Here is a 17,903-nt window from a genome sequence, read left to right as displayed (position 1 = left end):
ATATTGCGTCAAAGGTCAACCTACAATCACATCAATCTGGATAACTGACAGGGGATGGTTGATGAATGGTTCTGGGGACGTAGGACTCCGCGATATCGACCTACGTCGACTCCGCATGTTCGTCGTCGTCATGGAGGCGCCGAGCCTCCGCGTCGCCGCCGACACCCTGTTCATCAGCCAGCAGGCGCTGTCGTCGGCGATCCGTGAACTCGAGCGACAGTTGGGCGTCGAGCTCTTCTCCCGCTCGCGCCGCAGCCTGACCCCGACGCCTGCAGGGGAGGCGCTCTACCGCGGCGCGGTACCCCTGTTGGCCGGTGGTGAGCAGCTCGCCACGCAGGTCAGACGCGTGAACGCCGGGGCGCCCGCGCCGTTCGTCATCGGTCACGCACCCGACCTCGCGTCGTCGGAGGTCTTCCGCATCATCGAACCCGTGGTCCTCGCCGACCCTTCGGTGCCGATCACGGTGCGCCCGGTGTTCGCCGACTTCATGCGTGATGAGTTGTTGTCGGGGTCGATCGACCTCGCGCTGGGACGTGGTGTGTCGGCGCCACCGGACATGGCGACCACGATCGCCACCGAACACGAACTCCGCCTCGCGGTCCGCAGTGACCATCCACTCGCCGCGCACGCCCGCGTCGACATGGCCGCCCTCGCCGATTACGAGATCGTCGTGTGGGGGCCCGAGCACGAGTACGAGTACACCGACATCCTCGTCGGGCTGTGCCGGAGAGCGGGTTTCGAGCCGCGCATCATCCTGTCGACGCTCCTCGGCACGCCGCCGCACACGGCGGTGATCGCCCATCCGAAGGCGTGCGCGTTCGTCACCAACGAACCCGGCTGGATCTACGCGAATTCCATCCGCATCGTCGAGTTCACCGATCCGCCGTTCGCGCCCGTCCGTGCGATGTGGCTGCCCAACACCGCCTCGACGCTGCGCCGGCAGATCCTGGCAGCGGCGGAAGGGGTGGTGTGAGGCCTCGAGCCGGACGTCTCAGTGGCGCTCGAGGATCGCGGCGAGATCGGCGCCGTCGGGGAGTGCGCCGTACTCGAAGCTGCGGTCGGGGCCCAGTCGGCTCGCGATGAACGCCTCCGCGACGGCTGACGGGCTGTGCCGCACCAACAGTGACGCCTCGAGCGCCAGGGCCATCGACTCGACGGTCGACCGCGCCCGGCGCTGGGCGTCGGCCGGGGCGAGTCGCGACAGTTCGCCGAGTTGTTCCCGGAGTCGGTCGAGGTGCGCGTCGAGAGTCCGGTCGGCGCCGCGGGCGAGGGAGACCTCGGCGTCGAAGGCGGCGACCGATTCGGGTTCCCGGGTCATCGCACGCAGGACGTCCAGGGCGATGACGTTGCCCGATCCTTCCCACACGGCCATCACCGGCTGCTCGCGGTAGCGCATGGCGAGGGGGAAGTCCTCGGTGTATCCGTTGCCGCCCAGGCATTCCAGCGCCTCGTAGGCGTGGTGCGGCCCGCGCTTGCAGATCCAGTACTTGGCGACCGCGGTCGCAAGTCGGCGGAAGGCGCGCTCCTGAGAGTCCGCATCCTCGTCGTGCGCGCGGGCGAGGCGGATCGCGGTGGTGGTCGCGGCCTCGGATTCCAGTGCGAGATCGGCCAATACGGCGGTCATCGCGGGCTGGTCGGCCAGTGTCGCACCGAAGGCGGCACGATGGCGGGCATGCCAGACGGCTTCGGCGACGGCCTGGCGCATGCCGGCCGCAGAACCGAGGACGCAGTCGAGGCGGGTCTGCGCGACCATCTCGATGATCGTGCGCACGCCGCGGCCCGGTTCGCCGATCATGACGGCGACGGTGCCGTCGAGTTCGATCTCGCTCGAGGCGTTGGACTTGTTGCCGAGCTTGTCCTTGAGGCGCTGAATGCGGAAGACGTTGCGGGTGCCGTCGGGCAGGATGCGGGGGAGCAGGAAACACGAAAGTCCTTCGCCACCAGTGCCTTGCGCCTGTGCGAGGACGAGGAATGCGTCGGACATGGGTGCCGAGCAGAACCACTTGTGGCCGGTGAGAAGGTATTCGGCCCCCGGGCCGCCGGTCCCCGCGGGAACGGCGACGGTGGTGTTGGCGCGGACGTCGGAACCGCCCTGCTTCTCGGTCATCGACATCCCGAAGATCGCCGACCCCTTGGTGGCGCTCAGTGCGGGGGAGTAGCTGCGGGACAACGCCTTCGGTACCCAGTTCGCGGCGACGTCGGGCTGCAGTTCGAGCGAGGGGATGACCGCGTGCGTCATCGACACCGGACAGGCGTGGCCCGGCTCGATCTGACCGAAGAGCATGAACGCGGCCGCACGCACGACGTGAGAACCGGGTTGCGGGTCCGCCCAGCAGCGTGTGTGGGCGCCGTGGGCGATGGATTCGGAGATGATCCGGTGGTACGCCGGGTGGTATTCGACCTCGTCGATGCGGTGACCCCAGCGGTCGAACGTCCGCAGCACCGGCGTGATGGTGTTGGCGAGATGCGCGTCGTGCTTGAAGGATTCGCTGCCGACGAGTGCGCCGATCTCCCGGAGTTCGGCGTCACCCCAGGCGCCGTCGTGTCGTGCGACGGCCTCGGTGAGGACGGTGTCGAGTTCGTACTCGTTGACGTCCAGTCGCGGAGCGGACTGGTTGAAGACCTCGTGGGTGAGGTGAGGCTGCGGGTGGATGTGCGTCGCGAAGTGGGTCATCATGCCTCCTGGGGCGTGGGTGCGAGTGGCCGGTCCAGAACGCGGTCCGGGATCTGCAGATTCGTGAAGATCACGGCGACCGCGTCCTCGAGTCGGTAACCGAAATCGGCTCCGGTGGCGGCCTTCTGGACCGCGAGACCGAAGATCGCGGACCAGAAGGCCTTCGCCTCGACATCGATCCCGGCACGCAGCTGCCAGCCGGTGCGCACCAGCGTTGACATCAGCGCCTGCTCGCCGCGTTCGTGCAGCGTGCGCAGGGTGTCGGTGATGTGTTCGCGGAGATCGGAGCGGCGCGACGTCAGCAGCATGGCTGTGGTGAACAGTTCGATGTCCCGCGCGCACGGCCCCAGTAGGGTTCCGACGAGGGTGTTGGTGTAATCGCGGACGGTCGTGGTCTCGGCGGCGGCTTCCTCGGCTCGGCGGCCGGCGCGCAGCACGCCGGCACAGGCGACCTCGACGAAGAGTTGTTCCTTGGAATTGAAGTAGTAGGTGACCTGGTTCGGGTAGGCGTCGGCGCGTTGGCAGATCTGGGCGACCGACGCCGCCTCACCGCGCTCGGCGAACACCTCGGCGGCGGCACGCAGCAGCGCCTGGCGGGTTGCCTTGCCGGCTTCCCGGCTCGCGCGTCCGGTGGTGGCCACAGAAGTCCTGTTCATTCGACAACAGTGTTTGTATGGCAAACAATAAATGGGTTCCGAACCGGAGGCAAGAGGTTCGGCGCTAGGCGGTGTTTCGTGTGACATCCGTTCGAAGATGTCCGAATTGCATCGCTACTTGTCCATACTTGTCAGTATCTGGTGGTATCTGTCCAAGCCTCGGCAGGGCATCACTCATTCTGCAGCGGAGCGCTAAGTGGTCGCCGGAGGTGGTGAATAGACCGGCCGCGTGCAGTCCGCCGGTACGGGCGAAGGTTTTCTGGGCAGTGCGCATCCGGTCCGGTAGCCCAGCGAGGACGTCGGCAGTGACGCGACACGAATCGCGTGCCGGTGGGTGCAGGGTGCGTTGACGGATCGCGTCCAGGGAGGCCTTGCCGCAGACACCACACGAGGAGGTGGTGTAGAAGTTGCGTTCGATTCCGGTGTCGGGCAGCGAAATACCTGGTGCAAGAGTGACGTCGATGACGTTGTACGTGTTTCGGCCGCTGTCATCGAAGCTGTCGCAGTAGCGGATCGCCGAAACATCGTGAGGGTCGGTGATGAGTCCTTCGGTGAAGAGAAAACCTAGCGTCAGATCGATGTCGTTTCCGGGGGTGCGCATCGTGATTGCAAGTGGCCGGCGGTCAACGCGTATCTCCAGAGGTTCCTCGACGGCGACGCTGTCGGGCCAGGGTGTGACTGCTCCGGCGTGGATCCGGGTGGCGCGGAGACGTGCGGTGATGCGGCCGGTCACGGGCGGTGGCGTTCGAGACGGACTACTACAGCTTTGGATACGGGTGTGTTGGATGTGTCGGCGACGTGGTCGAGGGGGATGAGTGGGTTGGTTTCGGGGTAGTAGGCGGCGACGTTGCCGGCGGGTGTGGGGTATGCGACCAGTCGGAAGTTGGGTGCGCGGCGTTGTTCGGTGGTTCCGTCGGGTCGAGGCCATTCGGAGATGAGGTCGACGATGTCGCCGTCGGTGTATCCGAGGGCTGTGAGGTCGGCGGCGTTGATGAACAGCACCCGTCGACCGTTCTTGATGCCGCGGTAGCGGTCGTCGAGTCCGTAGATGGTGGTGTTGTATTGGTCGTGGCTGCGCATGGTTTGCAGGATCAGCCGGCCCGCCGGGACGGGGACCCATCGTAGTTCGTTGACGACGAATGTGGCTTTCCCGGAGTCGGTGTGGAAGCGGCGTTCGTCGCGCGGTGGGTGGGGTAGGGCGAGGCCGTCGGGTTGGCGAACGCGGGTGTTGAAGTCGTCGAATCCGGGCACGGTGCGGGCGATGGAGTCCCGGATGGTGTCGTAGTCGTCGGCGAATTGTTGCCAGGGCACCGGGTGGTCGGCGCCGAACAGTTCCTGCGCGAGTTCGCAGACGATGGCGACTTCGCTGCGTAGGTGTTCGCTGACGGGGGTGAGTCCGCCGCGGGAGAGATGGACCATGGACATGGAGTCCTCGACGGTGCCCAGTTGTTTGCGGCCGCCGCGAATGTCTTTGCCGGTGCGGCCGAGTGAGGGAAGGATCAGCGCGGTCCGTCCGGTCACGAGGTGGGAGCGGTTGAGTTTGGTCGACACCTGCACGGTCAGTGCACAGTTGCGCAGTGCGGCTTCGGTCACCGCGGTATCGGGGGTGGCGGCGACGAAGTTGCCGCCCATGGCCATAAAGACCGACGCTTTCCCGTCGCGCATCGCGCGGATGGAGTCCACGGCGTCCAGTCCGTGGTGGCGGGGGCAGGTGATGGCGAACTCGGTGTCGAGGGCGTCGAGGAACTCATCGGGCATCTTCTCCCAGATGCCCATGGTGCGGTCGCCTTGGACGTTGGAGTGGCCGCGGACGGGGCACACTCCGGCGCCGGGTTTGCCGATCATGCCGCGCATCAGCAGTAGGGCGACGGCGTCTTGGATGGTGGCGACTCCGTGGGTCTGTTGGGTCAGTCCCATGGCCCAGCAGATGATCGTCGCTCGTGAGGTGATGAGTGCCTGCGCCGTGGTGTGGATCTGTTCGAGGGTGAGCCCGGTCGCTTCGACGACCGTGTCGAGGTCAACCTGCCGGATGTGGTCGGCATAGGCCTCCCACCCGGTGCAGTGGGTGGTGAGGAAGTCGTGGTCGAGGACGGTGCCGGGTGCGGCGTCTTCGGCGTCGAGGACGAGTTTGGCCAGGCCTTGGAAGAGTGCTTGGTCGCCGCCGATGCGGATCTGAAGGAAGTCGTCGGCGATGGCGACACCGTGTCCGAGGACGCCGTGGACTTTCTGGGGGTCTTTGAACCGCAGTAGCCCGGCTTCGGGGAGGGGGTTGATCGCGATGATGTGGGCGCCGTTGGCCTTTGCCTTCTCGAGTGTGGAGAGCATGCGGGGGTGGTTGGTGCCGGGGTTCTGGCCGGCGATGAGGATGAGGTCGGCGTTTTCGATGTCGGGGACCGAGACCGAGCCTTTGCCGATGCCGATGGTCTCGGTCAGGGCTGAGCCGGAGGATTCGTGGCACATGTTGGAGCAGTCGGGCATGTTGTTGGTGCCGAACGCCCGGATCATCAGTTGGTAGACGAACGCGGCTTCGTTGCTGGTGCGTCCGGAGGTGTAGAACACCGCCTGATCCGGGGTGTCCAGGGCGCACAGTTCGTGGGCGATGATCGCGTTGGCGTGGCTCCAGCTGATCGGCGTGTAGTGGGTTGCGCCCGGAAGCAGAACCATCGGTTCGGTGATCCGTCCCTGCTGCCCGAGCCAGTAGTCGGTGCGTTCGAGCAACTCGGCGACCGAGTGTTGCGCGAAGAACTCCGGGTCGACCACCCTACGGGTGGCCTCCTCGGCGACCGCTTTGGCGCCGTTCTCGCAGAACTCGGCATGCTTGCGATGGCCGGGAGTTTCCGGCCACGCACAGCCGGGGCAGTCGAATCCGTTGCGCTGGTTCAGTTTCAGCAGGGTTTGGGCGGTACGCACGACGCCCATCTGTTCGACGCCGCGTTGTAGTGACACCAGCACGGCTTTGACGCCGGCGGCGTGGGTCTTCTCGGACGAGACGACGAGGTCGTGTTCGTTGATGTCGCGACGTGGCGCAGGGCTGGGCACGGTGTGAGTGATCTCCGGTAGGTGTCAGACGGTGCGGCGAGAAGCGCGGGGGCGCAGTTGCGACCGGGCGAAAGCCGACAGCTCGGCTGGCACGGCTGTTGTGCCTCGGTAGTCGAGGATGCGTTGGTAGAAGGTGTCGACGGTGATTCCGTAGGTCACCAAGATGTCCTCGGGGGGAGGTCCGCCGAAAGGCAGCCACTGTATCGCGAGCTCCACCATTGCGTGGTGGTCGGATGTCATCGATGGCCCCTTTCGTCATCGTCGCGCACACCGTGGGCGCGGTGGTTCGGCGCGTGTGGAGTCGCCTCGCGGATCGGTGTTCGGCGCGATCCGCGAGGCGAGGTCATGGGTCAGTCGCGCCGGTGGCACGCTGACGATGGGGGCGTCGATGTTCTCGATCGATACTGGTCAGCGAGTGTCAGGTTCCGAGACGTCTGAATCCGCAATTCGTGGGTTCACGCTTGCACAGGTCATACGTGGCGAGTGGTGGTGTTCGAGGTGCCGGGAACAAACAGGTGCCGGAAAGGATCGATGTCCCGCACTTCGGAGTGCGTCCCCGTCGGCCGACTGGTGCCAGTCGGCCGACGAGACCCACTACACCGGTGTGCCGGCGTGGGGGGTGCTGTCGCGAGCCTTGTCGTTGTCTTCATCTCGGTCGCTCAGTGAGCGGCGTCGACCGGAGATCACGGCGATAGCGATGAGCACGGCACCCCAAGAGCGCCAGACCGATCGGTGCCCAGATACTCAGGATGTCGAGTTGGCGAGATTGAGAAGACGCGGCGGCTGCCCCGTCTGCGACGGACTGATCGGTCAATGAGGTGTCGACAGCCAGCGCCGGCATCAAGTCGACCGTCTGACCATTGACGCTGACCCCGGCGATGACCTGCTGGTTGAGCGAGGCGTCGATCGGTGCGCCGGTGGTGGCGTCTGCTGCGAGTTCGATTGTGGTCTGTGCGGTGTAGATGAAGGGCACCACCTCCGGGAGAGTAGGAGCAGCATTTCCCAGCTGCTCGCGCAGTTGCGGAGGCAACAGCGGCGCCAGGCCGGCGACCGTGGCCTTCGGTAGCGATGGAGGGAGGGCAGCGAGAACAGCGGGGTCCTGGAGGGGTCCCCGTGCGTTGATCGTGTACTTCAAGACTTCTCGGCCCTCGACCTCGCCAGCCCCATGGTACTGCATCGGAACAGTGGTCCTGGTCGCGGAATCGTAGTATTCGTAGGCGGTTTCGGGGGAGGGGCGAAGGGGGAGCGCGATAGTGATCCCACGGTGCGGTTCGGTCGCGGACCCCGCGGATGAACCCGTGGCGGCGTCCATGCTGCGGCGGTCGATCGCGTACGTGTGATTCACCGGCAGCTTGGTGTCGCCGGCCTCGAGCGTGATGTCGTCGTGGGCGATCGCGGTGTCCCCAGACGTGCTCGAGACGTAGATGTGACGATCGATGGTGACCGGCACATCGCGGGCGATTACGTTCGCAGTGTCGCCTTCCTGAAGCGCTGTTGCGTTGAGAAGCGTTCCGACACCGGCGTACTGAGTGGTGACGTCGAGAGTGTCAGGCAGCCGCGACATCGTCGGCACCAGCCAGAGCCGCACCACAGCGGCGACGATCAGCAGAAGTACGCCGGCGATGATGGCGATCTTCGATCTCAGTTGTAGTTGCACGAGAATTCCCTCTTCCGTGGAGCTGGGTCGTCGGCGAGATGCCGACACAACGTCGCCACCCTGTGGTCGAACGCGTGAGTGACCGTGACGCAAAAAGTGCTGCACCGCAGCCAATTTCGATAACTCTGTCAGTGTGAGTCAGATCCGTGCGCCTGAAGGCACAGGTCCGTGCGCGTGACGACATGGCCGCAACCGCAGACCGCTCCTAGTGTTGTGAGTCACAGGCGGAGAGTGTCGGTGGCTCAACCCACGTGAATCGGCACAGCCTCGGAGAACACGCCGGCCCCTCGGGCGGACGGCAGAATCGAAAGGTGGCTCAGGCCAATGAATGACGTGATCGTGAAGACCGATCTGACCATCGCAACCATCGATGGTTTCGAGGTGGCGGCCGACCTCTACCGTCCGTCCGGGGAGGCCCCGCCGTTGGTGATCTACATCCACGGTGGAGGCTGGCAGCTGGGAGACAAGGCCGACGGCGCGTCGGAGCGGCTCGAGGGGCTCGCTTCGCACGGGGTGGCGGTGTTGTCGGTGAACTACCGCTTGGCGCCCAAGGCGGCCTTCCCGAACCCAATACATGACGTCAAAGCCGCTGTTCGATGGGCACGAGCGAACGCAGCCTCGCTCGACGTCGACGGGGACCGTATCGGCATATGGGGAGCTTCCGCCGGCGCCTACCTGGCGACCATGGTCGGTCTGAGTGACAGGGACACCGACCTCGAGGGCGATGTAGGTGGCAACCAGGACCAGTCCAGCCGAGTCGATGCGGTCGTGCACTGGTTCGGACCCTCTGATCTGTCTGCCAACTCTCGTCGAAGTCCAGTGGAGAGCTTCCTGCTGCCACCCCCGTTCGAGACCGCCATTCTCGGCGAGAGCGAAGTCGAAGCACCCACCGCTGCATCGTGGAATGCGAGTCCGTTGTCGCGCGTGCATCGCGCAGCACCTCCGTTCCTCATCGCGCACGGAGACCGTGATCGCATCACCCCCATCGAGCAGAGCCGCCACCTCCATGACGCGCTGGTCGCGGCGGGCGCCGATTCGACCTTCACAGTGCTGGGTGGTGCCGGCCACGAAGGCCGTGAATTCGACAGCACTGCGAATCTCGCGCAGACCGCTGCATTCCTACGCGCGCACCTGACACCTCGAGACTGACAACCGAAATCTGCGATAGCACGACAACTGCGGCCGTAAGCGCCATCTCAAACCCCTGACAACAGCCCATGCACAACGAAAGGACGCAACGATGACCCAAGAATCGATCACAGCGGAGAAAAGCGCACCAGAAGGCGTGCCGGTGTCCGATGTGAACTTGCACGTCGACGAGATCCTGACGAACCCGTATCCCACCTATGCCGCGCTGCGCGAAACCGGCCCGGTCGTGTGGATGAGTCACTACGGGTACTACGCCCTGCCTCGCTACGAAGAGGTGTCGTCCACGCTCGCCGACTGGGAAACCTTCACCAGCGGTGAAGGTGTCGGCTTCAACGACATGTTCAACTCGATCCGCGAGACCAGCCTGATGAACGAGGGCGACCTGCACGATCAGATCCGTCAGGTCGAGGGCTGCCCGATCAAGAAGGGCCCGCTCGAGGAGCTCAAGCCCCGGCTGGCGTCCTTCTCCGACGACCTTATCGCCGAACTTCGCGATCGGCCCCAACTCGACGGTGTCGCCGACATCGCCATGCGGATGCCCATCGACGTGGTCACCGATCTCGTAGGGATCGCAGAGGCCGGGCGAGCTCAGTTCTTCGAGTGGGGTAAGGCAGGATTCGACAGCATCGGCCCCCTGGACGCACCCCGCACCGGCGATGCCCTGCAGACGATGGGCGGCTACTTCCAGTACGCGGCGGAGAACTTCCCCAACAACATCCGCGAGGGTGGCTGGGCCGATCAGCTGTTCAAGAACGGCGCCGAGGCCGGATGGACAGAAGACTTCTGTCGCGGAGTGATGAACGACTACGTCTACCCGAGCATCGACAGCACGATCAGCGCGATCGGTATCGGATTGCTGCTCTTCGCAGAGAACCCCGACCAATGGGACCTCCTACGTAAGGACCGTTCGCTGTTGTCCCGGGCCATTCCGGAGATCGTCCGGCTGGCCTCGCCGCTGCAGTTCTTCACACGAGTGGCGACCGCCGATGCCACGGTTGCCGGCACGGTGATCCCCAAGGGGTCCCGAATCATCGTCATGTACGGCTCGGCCAACCGTGACGACCGACAGTTCCCGGACCCCGATCGGTTCGACATCACCCGAGATCCCACTCAGCATCTCGGATGGGGTCGTGGCAAGCACTCTTGCCTCGGCAAGCCTCTGGCACGCCTCGAGATGACCACCCTGTTCAACGCCCTGGCCGACCACGTGGAGCGCTTCCACGCCGGCAACCACCGATACGAGCCCAACAACATCATCCGCAGCCTGGGTGAGCTGGAGCTGACGATCACCTGGGCTGACTAACGCCACGTAGGCGTGCAGATCGACCGGGCATCGTCCGCCCGGATGGAAAGAAGGTAATCATGAAGATCGACATCGATTTCGACATGTGCGATGGACACGGTGAATGTGTCATCGCCGCCCCCGAGGTCTTCGACCTCAACGAAGACGGCGACACCGTTGTGCTGTTGGACGAGAACCCTGACGAGGGTTTGCGACCGAAAGTCGCTGCGGCCGTCAAGCTCTGTCCTCTCGCGGTCATTCGAGTCGAGGACGACAAGTGACGAAGACGGTTGTCGTCGGCGCTGGGCTGGCCGGACTCCGGGCAGCCCAGCGCGTCCGCGAACGTACCCCTGAGTCCGAGATCGTCATCGTCGGGGACGAAAAGCACCGACCGTACAACCGTCCGCCCGTGTCGAAGGAACTTCTCGGCAGCACGATGACGGCAGCGGAGTGCGTATTCGAGGACGCGACAGACGATTTCACGTGGCTACTGGACAACGCCGCCACCGGGCTGAACCCCCAGTCCAAGGTTGTGCAGCTGGCTCAGGACGACCTGCACTACGACAACCTCGTCATCGCCACGGGCCGTGGAGCGTACCTACCGTCGGCGTTCGCCGGCCTCGAGGGAGTCCACGTTCTGCGCGGCCTCGACGACGCCGCGGCATTTTCCGCGGCTGCTGCCTCGGCGAAGCGGGTGGTCATCATCGGCGGAGGGTTCATCGGTTGTGAGGTGGCGGCGGTACTCGCCGTGGCAGGGACCGTATCGGTCACCGTCGTGGAGATGGCGAAGACGCTGATGCCGGTCCTGGGGCCTACCATCGGCTCCTTCGCAGGTGAGGTTCACTCCGCACACGGAGTGAACCTCCGATGCGGGACCGGCGTGATCGAACTCCGCGGGGACACTCGAGTCGAACAGGTGGTTCTCACCTCGGGAGAAGTGCTGGATGCTGATCTGGTCCTGGTGGCGATCGGCTCGCGACCCAACACCAGCTGGTTGTCCGACTCCGGTCTTCCTCTGGCGCAGGGGTCGGTGGTCTGTGACGAGTTCTGTTTCGTCAAGGGCTATCGAGACATCGTCGCGGTCGGTGACGTCGCGACCTGGGATCATCACGGCGTGGGCCGGCAGGTGCGCGTCGAGCATTGGTCGAATGCGGCCGAAATGGGCCTACATGCGGCGGAGAACCTGACCGCCGCGCACCACCCGGTTGCATACATGCCGATCCCGACATTCTGGACCGATCAGTACGACCTCCATATCAAAGCCGCAGGTTTTGTGGCCTCGGCGGAGCGATTCGAGCCGACTGCGAATCGGGGGCCGACCAAGTGGAGCTGGGACGGCATCGCCGGGGGCTCGCTGGTTGCTGGGGTCACGGTGAATGACAACAAGGGGTTCATCCAATACCGCCGGCGTTTGGCGACCCCGAGTCCAGCCGCGGTGTGAGGCGTTAGTTGCTGGGGCCCGCTGACGTGTTCATGCCGTCAGCGGGCCCAGCCGACGATAGCGCCCCGGACTGAGTCCGTATTCGTCGGTGAACGAGCGACTGAAGTGAGACGACTCCTTGAACCCCACTTCGCCGGTGAGTGCGGCGACCGTGATGTCGCTGGTCACCAACAGCGACCGAGCCCGCTCGAGTCGGGCGCGGACCAGCCACTCGCGGGGAGTGGTTCCGTCGGCGGCGAAGAGTTTCTGCAGGTACCTCGTCGACATGCCCAATTCGGATGCTGCCCCTGCCACCGTGAGGGAGCTGTCGCCGAGTCGAGCTCGGAGGTACGTCTGCGCGCGACGATAGTCGGCAATGTGTGCTCTCGTCGTCGTCGATTGGGGTACACCGGCAGCAGTCAGCGCGACGACGATCATGTCCATGGCGGACTCGGCCAGCGCTGTGGATTCGGGCGAGTCGAGCTCTGTTCCGTGCGCTGCGATTTGCTCGAGAAACCTGCTGACCACTGCTCCCGCGCCGCTGGTTCCGGCGACTCGCCGCAGTATCGCCGCGTCGAGATCGCTCTCGCGGACACGACTGTGCATCACCGGGCGGGGTATGCGAACTACTGTTTGAGCAAACCGGCATGGGAAGTCGAAACGGTAGGGCTGCCCTGAGTCGACGACGGTGAAGTCGCCTTTGTCCAGGACGACAGACCTGCCATGTTGGGTGACAGTGCCGGGGCCACCAGTCACCGCACAGAGAAAGAAATCCTCGTGATCGACGTCGGAGATCATCGCCGGCGTCCGCACCACCGCGTGTCCGTCAGCGCGCACAGTGCTCAGATACAGGTTGCCGAAGTCACGGCCCGTGAGACGAGCGTGAAATCTCCCTCGTTCGGTGTACCACTGGGGATCCATCTCGCAGTACATCTCCGACAAGGTGTCTGTCCACCATGCGCGACCACCTGACCCCGACAACAACTCGCCGGCGTCAGACGGACAGTCTGAGACGCCGTTGCTTTCTCCCAGCGTTGCGATCTTGGAGACCATCGACATCACCTCTGTTGCATCTCGAACACCAGTGTTCCTTGTCAAATCAAGTGGCGAGTACACGGCAGTGGCGTGACTGTTCACAACCGCCACATGGGTAAGGCTCGCCGCGCTCGTCACGCCGGCAGGTGAGACGAGTGGCCGACCACCAGGGGTGATCGGCCACTCGGTTCACAATCTCACGTCGATCTGGCGACCGCGTGTACGCGTCACCCGGTCAGTTCGGCGCACCGGCAACCGCGCGAGAGTGCTCGATCGCATCGGGGAGGACGTCGGCGGCAGCTTCAGACTCGGGAGTGGGCGCTCCTGGCCCGAAGTGCGAGAACTGTTCGATGTGCTGATCCAGCGACAGGGGGCTCGGTGTGCCGTAGGTGAAGTAGGTCTCCCACGGAAGCTTCGCGCCGCCGATGGCCAGCCCGGTATCGATGTCCGACATCTGCCAGGTCTGGGTCTCCGCGGAGGGGTCGAGGTGCATGTACCCAGCCTCGCCGAACAGTTCGATGCGATTGCCACCGGGTTCGAACACATAGAGGAACTGCCCCTGGGTGATGCCGTGCCGGTCAGGCCCTGCCTCGATCTGAATGTCGTAGTCGCGGAACATCTCGGCGGCATCGATGTTGTGCTGACCGGTGCCGTAATAGAAGGCAAGGTGATGCAGTTTGCCTCGACCGCCGGTCATGTCGCGCAGGCAGGCCACCTCGTGACCGAGAAGGTTGGAACTCATCCATGCGCCCATCTCGACGTCGCCGTCTACAACACGCTCGGTCGTTCGGAAACCCAGATGCCGTTCGAACGAGTCCTTCATCGCGGTCACGTCGGAAGCCATCAGATTGAGATGATCGATGCGCTTCACAGGGATGCCCTGCAACGGCTTCTTCGATGGCCGGGTCAGGATCTTGCTCTGCAGCTCCGGCGGCGCGACGTACTTCTCGGCTTCCCAAACCAGCGAGAAATTGTGTCCGTCTGGCGTCTGGTACTCCAGCGTCTTGCCGTAGCCGAACTCGTTCTCGCTCCAGTTGCTGTCGATATTGGCGTCCGAGAGCGACTTCGCGCGGCGCTCGAGTGCCTCGGGTGAGCTGGTGCGCAGAGCAGCGTGCCCCATTCCGGCCTGGGCCGCTTCGGTGATCTTGAGGCTCCACTGGTAGGGGTCCTCGTAGGCACGCAGGTAGACCGACTGGCCCTCACGCTTGGTGACATACATGCCGAGGAACCTCGTGAAGAAATCCTCGGTTTCTTGCGGCTTCGGGCTGAACAGCTCGACCCGCGCGAGGTGCGCAATCTCGAATCGTGCGGGGTTCTCGCTCATCAGTTACTCCTGTTGATCGTTGCGGCACCGAACTCGTGCCTTCCAATGTGGATGCTACGAGCATGGCGGCCCATTGTGATCGCAGTCACCTATGTCCAGCGATCCTGGACATCACGATCGGATGAGTGCGGCAGATTCCGAATGAGTCGACGGCGTCGTTTGGGGTGGCATTTTTGCTCGTAGCCTCATCCTCAACGCGTCGAGAGAAGGAGAAGCTCATGAGTCGTTTGAGCGCTGCGATTGTCGGGTCGGGAAACATCGGTACCGACTTGATGTACAAGCTGCAACGATCGGAATGGGTCGAGCCGCGCTACATGGTCGGCATCGATCCTGACAGCGAAGGGCTCAAGCGTGCCGCAAAGGAGGGACTAGAGGCCTCGGCGGGCGGTGTCGACTGGCTTCTGTCCCAGTCGGAGTTGCCCGATCTGGTGTTCGAAGCGACCTCGGCGAAGGTTCACGCCGCGGTCGCGCCGCGCTACGCGGAGGCCGGTATCACCGCTATCGACTTGACCCCGGCCTCGGTCGGGCCCTATGTGGTTCCGGCGGTCAATCTGCACGAGCATCTTTCGGCGCCGAACCTGAACATGGTCAGCTGCGCCGGACAGGCCACGATCCCGATCCTGTACGCCATCAACGAGGCCGCCGATGCCTCCTACGGCGAAATCGTTGCCGCGATCGCGTCCAAGAGCGCAGGACCGGGCACCCGACAGAATCTCAGCGAGTTCAGTGAGAAGACCGGACGCGCGCTGGCCGCGGTCGCCGGCGCCGACACAGCCAAGGCGATCTCGGTGATCAATCCCGCCGAGCCGCCGATGAACATGCGCGACACGGTTTATGCCATCGTGCGCAACCCCGACGCCGCCGCCATCGAGCGGGCCGTGATCGACATCGTCGGCGAGGTCCAGAAGTACGTTCCGGGGTACTCCCTCAAACTCGTCGACGTCGACGGCGACCGGGTGACGGTGATGCTCGAGGTCGTCGGAGCAGGCGATTTCCTTCCCACCTATGCCGGCAACCTCGACATCATCACCGCCGCGGCGGCCCGAGTCGCCGACGTCATGGCCCAGCAGACCATCGCAACAGGAGCACGCCAGTGACCACCAACGCATCCACCACCGACGCTGCCACCAAGAAGGTCACGCTGGTCGACACGACCTTGCGCGACGGCATGTCGAGTGTCTCGCATCAGTTCACCCCCGCCAACGTCGCCGAGATCGCCGCCGGCCTCGACCGTGCCGGAGTGTCGACCATCGAGGTCGCCCACGGCATCGGACTCGGCGCGTCCTCACTGCAGTACGGGTTCGCGGCCGCGACCGACCCCGAGTACGTGCGCGCCGCCGTCGCCGCCGTCGACAACGCCGACATCGCCGCCCTGTACGTGCCGGGCATCGCCACCCTCAACGAACTGCAGTCGGCCATCGACGCGGGCATCAAGACCGTCCGTGTGGCTGTGCACTGCACCGAAGCCGACTGCGGTCAACAGCCCATCGAGTGGGCCAAGGACAAAGGCCTGACGGTCATGACATTCCTGATGATGAGTCACAAGCTGGACGCAGAGCCGCTCGCCGAACAGGCTGCCAAACTCGACTCCTACGGCTCCGACGTCGTCTACGTCGTCGACTCCGCGGGCGCCTTGGTGCCCCGGCAGGCCGGCGAACGCGTGGCGGCGCTGCGCGAGGCGATCTCGGCCGACATCGGCTTCCACGCCCACAATAACCTCGGCGTGGGAATCGCCAACGCGCTCACCGCTGCCGAGAACGGCGCGACGTTCATCGACGGCTCACTGCGCGGCCTGGGCGCCAGCGCCGGCAACGCGCAGACCGAAGTCCTCGCCGCCGCGTTCGAACGCGCGGGGTGGGACACCGGTGTGGACCTGTTCCCGCTGATCGACACCGCTGAACACGTCGTGGCGCCGCTGATGAAAGAACCGCAGATCGTCGACGAAACGGCGCTGGTGCTCGGGTATGCAGGCGTGTACTCGACGTTCTTCCATCCGACCAAACGCGCGGCGAAGAAGTTCGGTGTGTCCACCCGGGAGATCCTGCTCGAACTCGGCCGCCGCGGTGTCATCGGTGGCCAGGAAGACATGATCATCGACGTCGCCTCGGAACTTGCAGGACGCACCTACGAAACCCCCGCCACCGCCGGGGTCTGAAAGGACCATCGATGACTTCGACAGAGCAACGTAGCGAAGTACGCCACCTCATCGGCGAGAACTGGGTTCCGGCCTCCGACGGCTCCACCTTCGAATCGCGCGATCCGCACGACGGCTCGCTGCTGGCCCTCGTCCCCAAGGGAACCGCAGAGGACGGTACCGCGGCGATCGACGCTGCCCGTACAGCGTTCGACCAGGGTCCCTGGCCGCAGATGTCACCCAAGGAACGCGCAAAAATTCTGCACGCGGTCGCCGACGCCGTCGACGACCACCGCGACGAACTCGCGCAGCTCGAAACCCGCGACGGCGGCAAGACCATCACTCAGTCACTGCACGCGGAGATCCCGCGGGTGGCGCACAATCTGCGGTTCTTCGCCGATTACGTGTCGATGGCCGCGAACGAGGCCTACCCCGACGGCGACCTGCTGTCCTACGTCCTCTATCCGCCGGCCGGGGTGGTGTCGGCGATCAGCCCATGGAACGCCCCGCTGATGCTTGCCACCTGGAAGATCGCGCCCGCGTTGGCTTTCGGTAACACCGTCGTGCTCAAGCCTGCGCCGCAGACACCATTGACCGCGCATCGATTCGCCGAACTGGCCCTCGAAGCCGGACTTCCCCCCGGTGTACTCAACGTCGTGCACGGCTTCGGCGGCGAAGCGGTTGCCGGACCGCTGACTTCCGACTCACGCGTCGACCGCATCACCTTCACCGGATCCAGTGCGACCGGGGTGAAGATCCTGCAGGCTGCTGCGCTCAACCACACGCCGGTCTCGGCGGAAATGGGCGGCAAATCGGCCAACATCGTTTTCGCTGACGCCGATCTCGATGTGGCAGTGCCGATGTCGCTACGGGCGATCTTCGGCGGCAATGGGCAAGTCTGTCTGTCAGGGTCGCGGCTGCTGGTGCAGAACTCCATCATGGAAGAGTTCCTGGAGCGATTCACCGAGGAAGCCCGCAAGCTGGTCGTCGGCGATCCCAAGGACTCGGGCACCTTCATGGGACCTCTGATCGAAGCCCGTCATCTGGAGAAGGTGCACAGCTACGTCGAGCTCGCGCAAGAAGAGGGCGGCAAGATCGTCACCGGCGGCGAACGGCTCACCGACGCCGCCCGCGCCGACGGCTTCTACTACCCGCCGACCGTCATCACCGGACTGACCAACCAGTCCCGCACCGCCCAGGAAGAAATCTTCGGCCCGGTGGAGACCGTCCTGGGTTTCGACACCGAAGACGAAGCCCTGCGGATCACCAACGATTCGCCCTACGGGCTGGCCGGCATCCTGTTCACCCAGAACCTGGACCGCGCCCACCGGATGGCCGCACGCTGGAAGGCCGGCACGGTATGGATCAACACCTTCTTCGAACGTGACCTGCGCTTGCCCTTCGGCGGGGAGGGCATCAGCGGCCTCGGCCGCGAAGGTGGCCAGTACTCGCGTGAGTTCTTCACCGAGCCGCGCGCGGTGACCATCCGCCTGCGGCGCTAGTGCAACCACTGCAGTGCGTCGTGGTTGGCGC

16 protein-coding genes are annotated in these 17,903 nt (G+C 64.7%); 8 read left to right on the top strand and 8 right to left on the bottom strand.

The genetic code is table 11. The annotated features are described in order from the left end of the window. Positions 1-61: 61 nt before the first annotated feature. Positions 62-973: a LysR family transcriptional regulator gene (locus tag RVF83_RS03085; RefSeq protein ID WP_039879967.1), complete on the top strand. Its 912-nt coding sequence runs from the start codon at positions 62-64 to the stop codon at positions 971-973. 18 nt (positions 974-991) lie between these two features. On the opposite strand, the gene RVF83_RS03080 is transcribed toward RVF83_RS03085, so the two are convergent. The 6 genes from RVF83_RS03080 to RVF83_RS03055 all read right to left on the bottom strand — a co-directional run bounded on the left by RVF83_RS03080 (position 992) and on the right by RVF83_RS03055 (position 8,131). Next, positions 992-2,674, bottom strand: a complete 1,683-nt coding sequence (locus RVF83_RS03080; RefSeq protein WP_039879975.1) for an acyl-CoA dehydrogenase family protein — start codon at positions 2,672-2,674, stop codon at positions 992-994. Continuing rightward, positions 2,674-3,315: a TetR/AcrR family transcriptional regulator C-terminal domain-containing protein gene (locus RVF83_RS03075; protein WP_005195159.1), complete on the bottom strand. Its 642-nt coding sequence runs from the start codon at positions 3,313-3,315 to the stop codon at positions 2,674-2,676. Before RVF83_RS03075 ends, RVF83_RS03080 begins: the two co-directional genes overlap by 1 nt. 79 nt (positions 3,316-3,394) lie before the next feature. After that, the gene (locus RVF83_RS03070; protein WP_051989247.1) at positions 3,395-4,063 is read right to left on the bottom strand and encodes a formate dehydrogenase accessory sulfurtransferase FdhD; all 669 of its coding nucleotides are present in this window, start codon (positions 4,061-4,063) and stop codon (positions 3,395-3,397) included. Further along, the gene (locus tag RVF83_RS03065) at positions 4,060-6,369 is read right to left on the bottom strand and encodes an FdhF/YdeP family oxidoreductase (protein WP_005195157.1); all 2,310 of its coding nucleotides are present in this window, start codon (positions 6,367-6,369) and stop codon (positions 4,060-4,062) included. The genes RVF83_RS03070 and RVF83_RS03065 overlap by 4 nt, the downstream gene beginning before the upstream one ends. Positions 6,370-6,393: 24 nt before the next feature. Continuing rightward, positions 6,394-6,609, bottom strand: a complete 216-nt coding sequence (locus RVF83_RS03060) for a hypothetical protein (RefSeq protein WP_005195156.1) — start codon at positions 6,607-6,609, stop codon at positions 6,394-6,396. Positions 6,610-7,015: 406 nt separating this feature from the next. Then, on the bottom strand, positions 7,016-8,131 hold the full coding sequence (locus RVF83_RS03055; protein WP_341262027.1) for a porin PorA family protein: 1,116 nt from the start codon (positions 8,129-8,131) through the stop codon (positions 7,016-7,018). Between the two features lie 219 nt (positions 8,132-8,350). Here RVF83_RS03055 and RVF83_RS03050 point away from each other — a divergent pair, with 219 nt between their 5' ends. The 4 genes from RVF83_RS03050 (at position 8,351) to RVF83_RS03035 (ending at position 11,898) form a co-directional block, all read left to right on the top strand. Further along, on the top strand, positions 8,351-9,175 hold the full coding sequence (locus RVF83_RS03050) for an alpha/beta hydrolase (protein ID WP_005195154.1): 825 nt from the start codon (positions 8,351-8,353) through the stop codon (positions 9,173-9,175). A gap of 91 nt (positions 9,176-9,266) precedes the next feature. Next, positions 9,267-10,478, top strand: a complete 1,212-nt coding sequence (locus RVF83_RS03045) for a cytochrome P450 (RefSeq protein ID WP_005195153.1) — start codon at positions 9,267-9,269, stop codon at positions 10,476-10,478. A gap of 59 nt (positions 10,479-10,537) precedes the next feature. Then, positions 10,538-10,738 (top strand): ferredoxin, encoded by a 201-nt coding sequence (locus tag RVF83_RS03040; protein ID WP_005195152.1) that lies wholly within the window; start codon positions 10,538-10,540, stop codon positions 10,736-10,738. Next, positions 10,735-11,898 carry an NAD(P)/FAD-dependent oxidoreductase gene (locus RVF83_RS03035; protein WP_005195151.1) on the top strand — a complete coding sequence of 388 codons (1,164 nt, stop codon included), beginning with the start codon at positions 10,735-10,737 and terminating at the stop codon, positions 11,896-11,898. Before RVF83_RS03040 ends, RVF83_RS03035 begins: the two co-directional genes overlap by 4 nt. 30 nt (positions 11,899-11,928) lie before the next feature. On the opposite strand, the gene RVF83_RS03030 is transcribed toward RVF83_RS03035, so the two are convergent. Both RVF83_RS03030 and RVF83_RS03025 read right to left on the bottom strand, forming a co-directional pair. Beyond that, on the bottom strand, positions 11,929-12,798 hold the full coding sequence (locus tag RVF83_RS03030; RefSeq protein WP_005195150.1) for a helix-turn-helix domain-containing protein: 870 nt from the start codon (positions 12,796-12,798) through the stop codon (positions 11,929-11,931). Between the two features lie 349 nt (positions 12,799-13,147). Beyond that, positions 13,148-14,236 (bottom strand): VOC family protein, encoded by a 1,089-nt coding sequence (locus RVF83_RS03025; RefSeq protein WP_005195149.1) that lies wholly within the window; start codon positions 14,234-14,236, stop codon positions 13,148-13,150. 218 nt (positions 14,237-14,454) lie between these two features. On the opposite strand from RVF83_RS03025, the gene RVF83_RS03020 reads away from it, so the two are divergent. The 3 genes from RVF83_RS03020 to RVF83_RS03010 all read left to right on the top strand — a co-directional run bounded on the left by RVF83_RS03020 (position 14,455) and on the right by RVF83_RS03010 (position 17,872). After that, complete coding sequence (locus RVF83_RS03020; protein WP_005195148.1) at positions 14,455-15,333, top strand: acetaldehyde dehydrogenase (acetylating); 879 nt, start codon at positions 14,455-14,457, stop codon at positions 15,331-15,333. Between the two features lie 71 nt (positions 15,334-15,404). Further along, positions 15,405-16,391: a 4-hydroxy-2-oxovalerate aldolase gene (gene dmpG, locus RVF83_RS03015; protein WP_247602542.1), complete on the top strand. Its 987-nt coding sequence runs from the start codon at positions 15,405-15,407 to the stop codon at positions 16,389-16,391. 11 nt (positions 16,392-16,402) lie between these two features. Further along, positions 16,403-17,872 (top strand): aldehyde dehydrogenase, encoded by a 1,470-nt coding sequence (locus RVF83_RS03010; protein WP_005195146.1) that lies wholly within the window; start codon positions 16,403-16,405, stop codon positions 17,870-17,872. Positions 17,873-17,903 lie beyond the last annotated feature (31 nt).

It is taken from the genome of Gordonia rubripertincta, from assembly GCF_038024875.1.
Taxonomy (GTDB): Bacteria; Actinomycetota; Actinomycetes; order Mycobacteriales; family Mycobacteriaceae; genus Gordonia; species Gordonia rubripertincta.
This window is presented reverse-complemented; position numbering and strand designations above follow the sequence as displayed.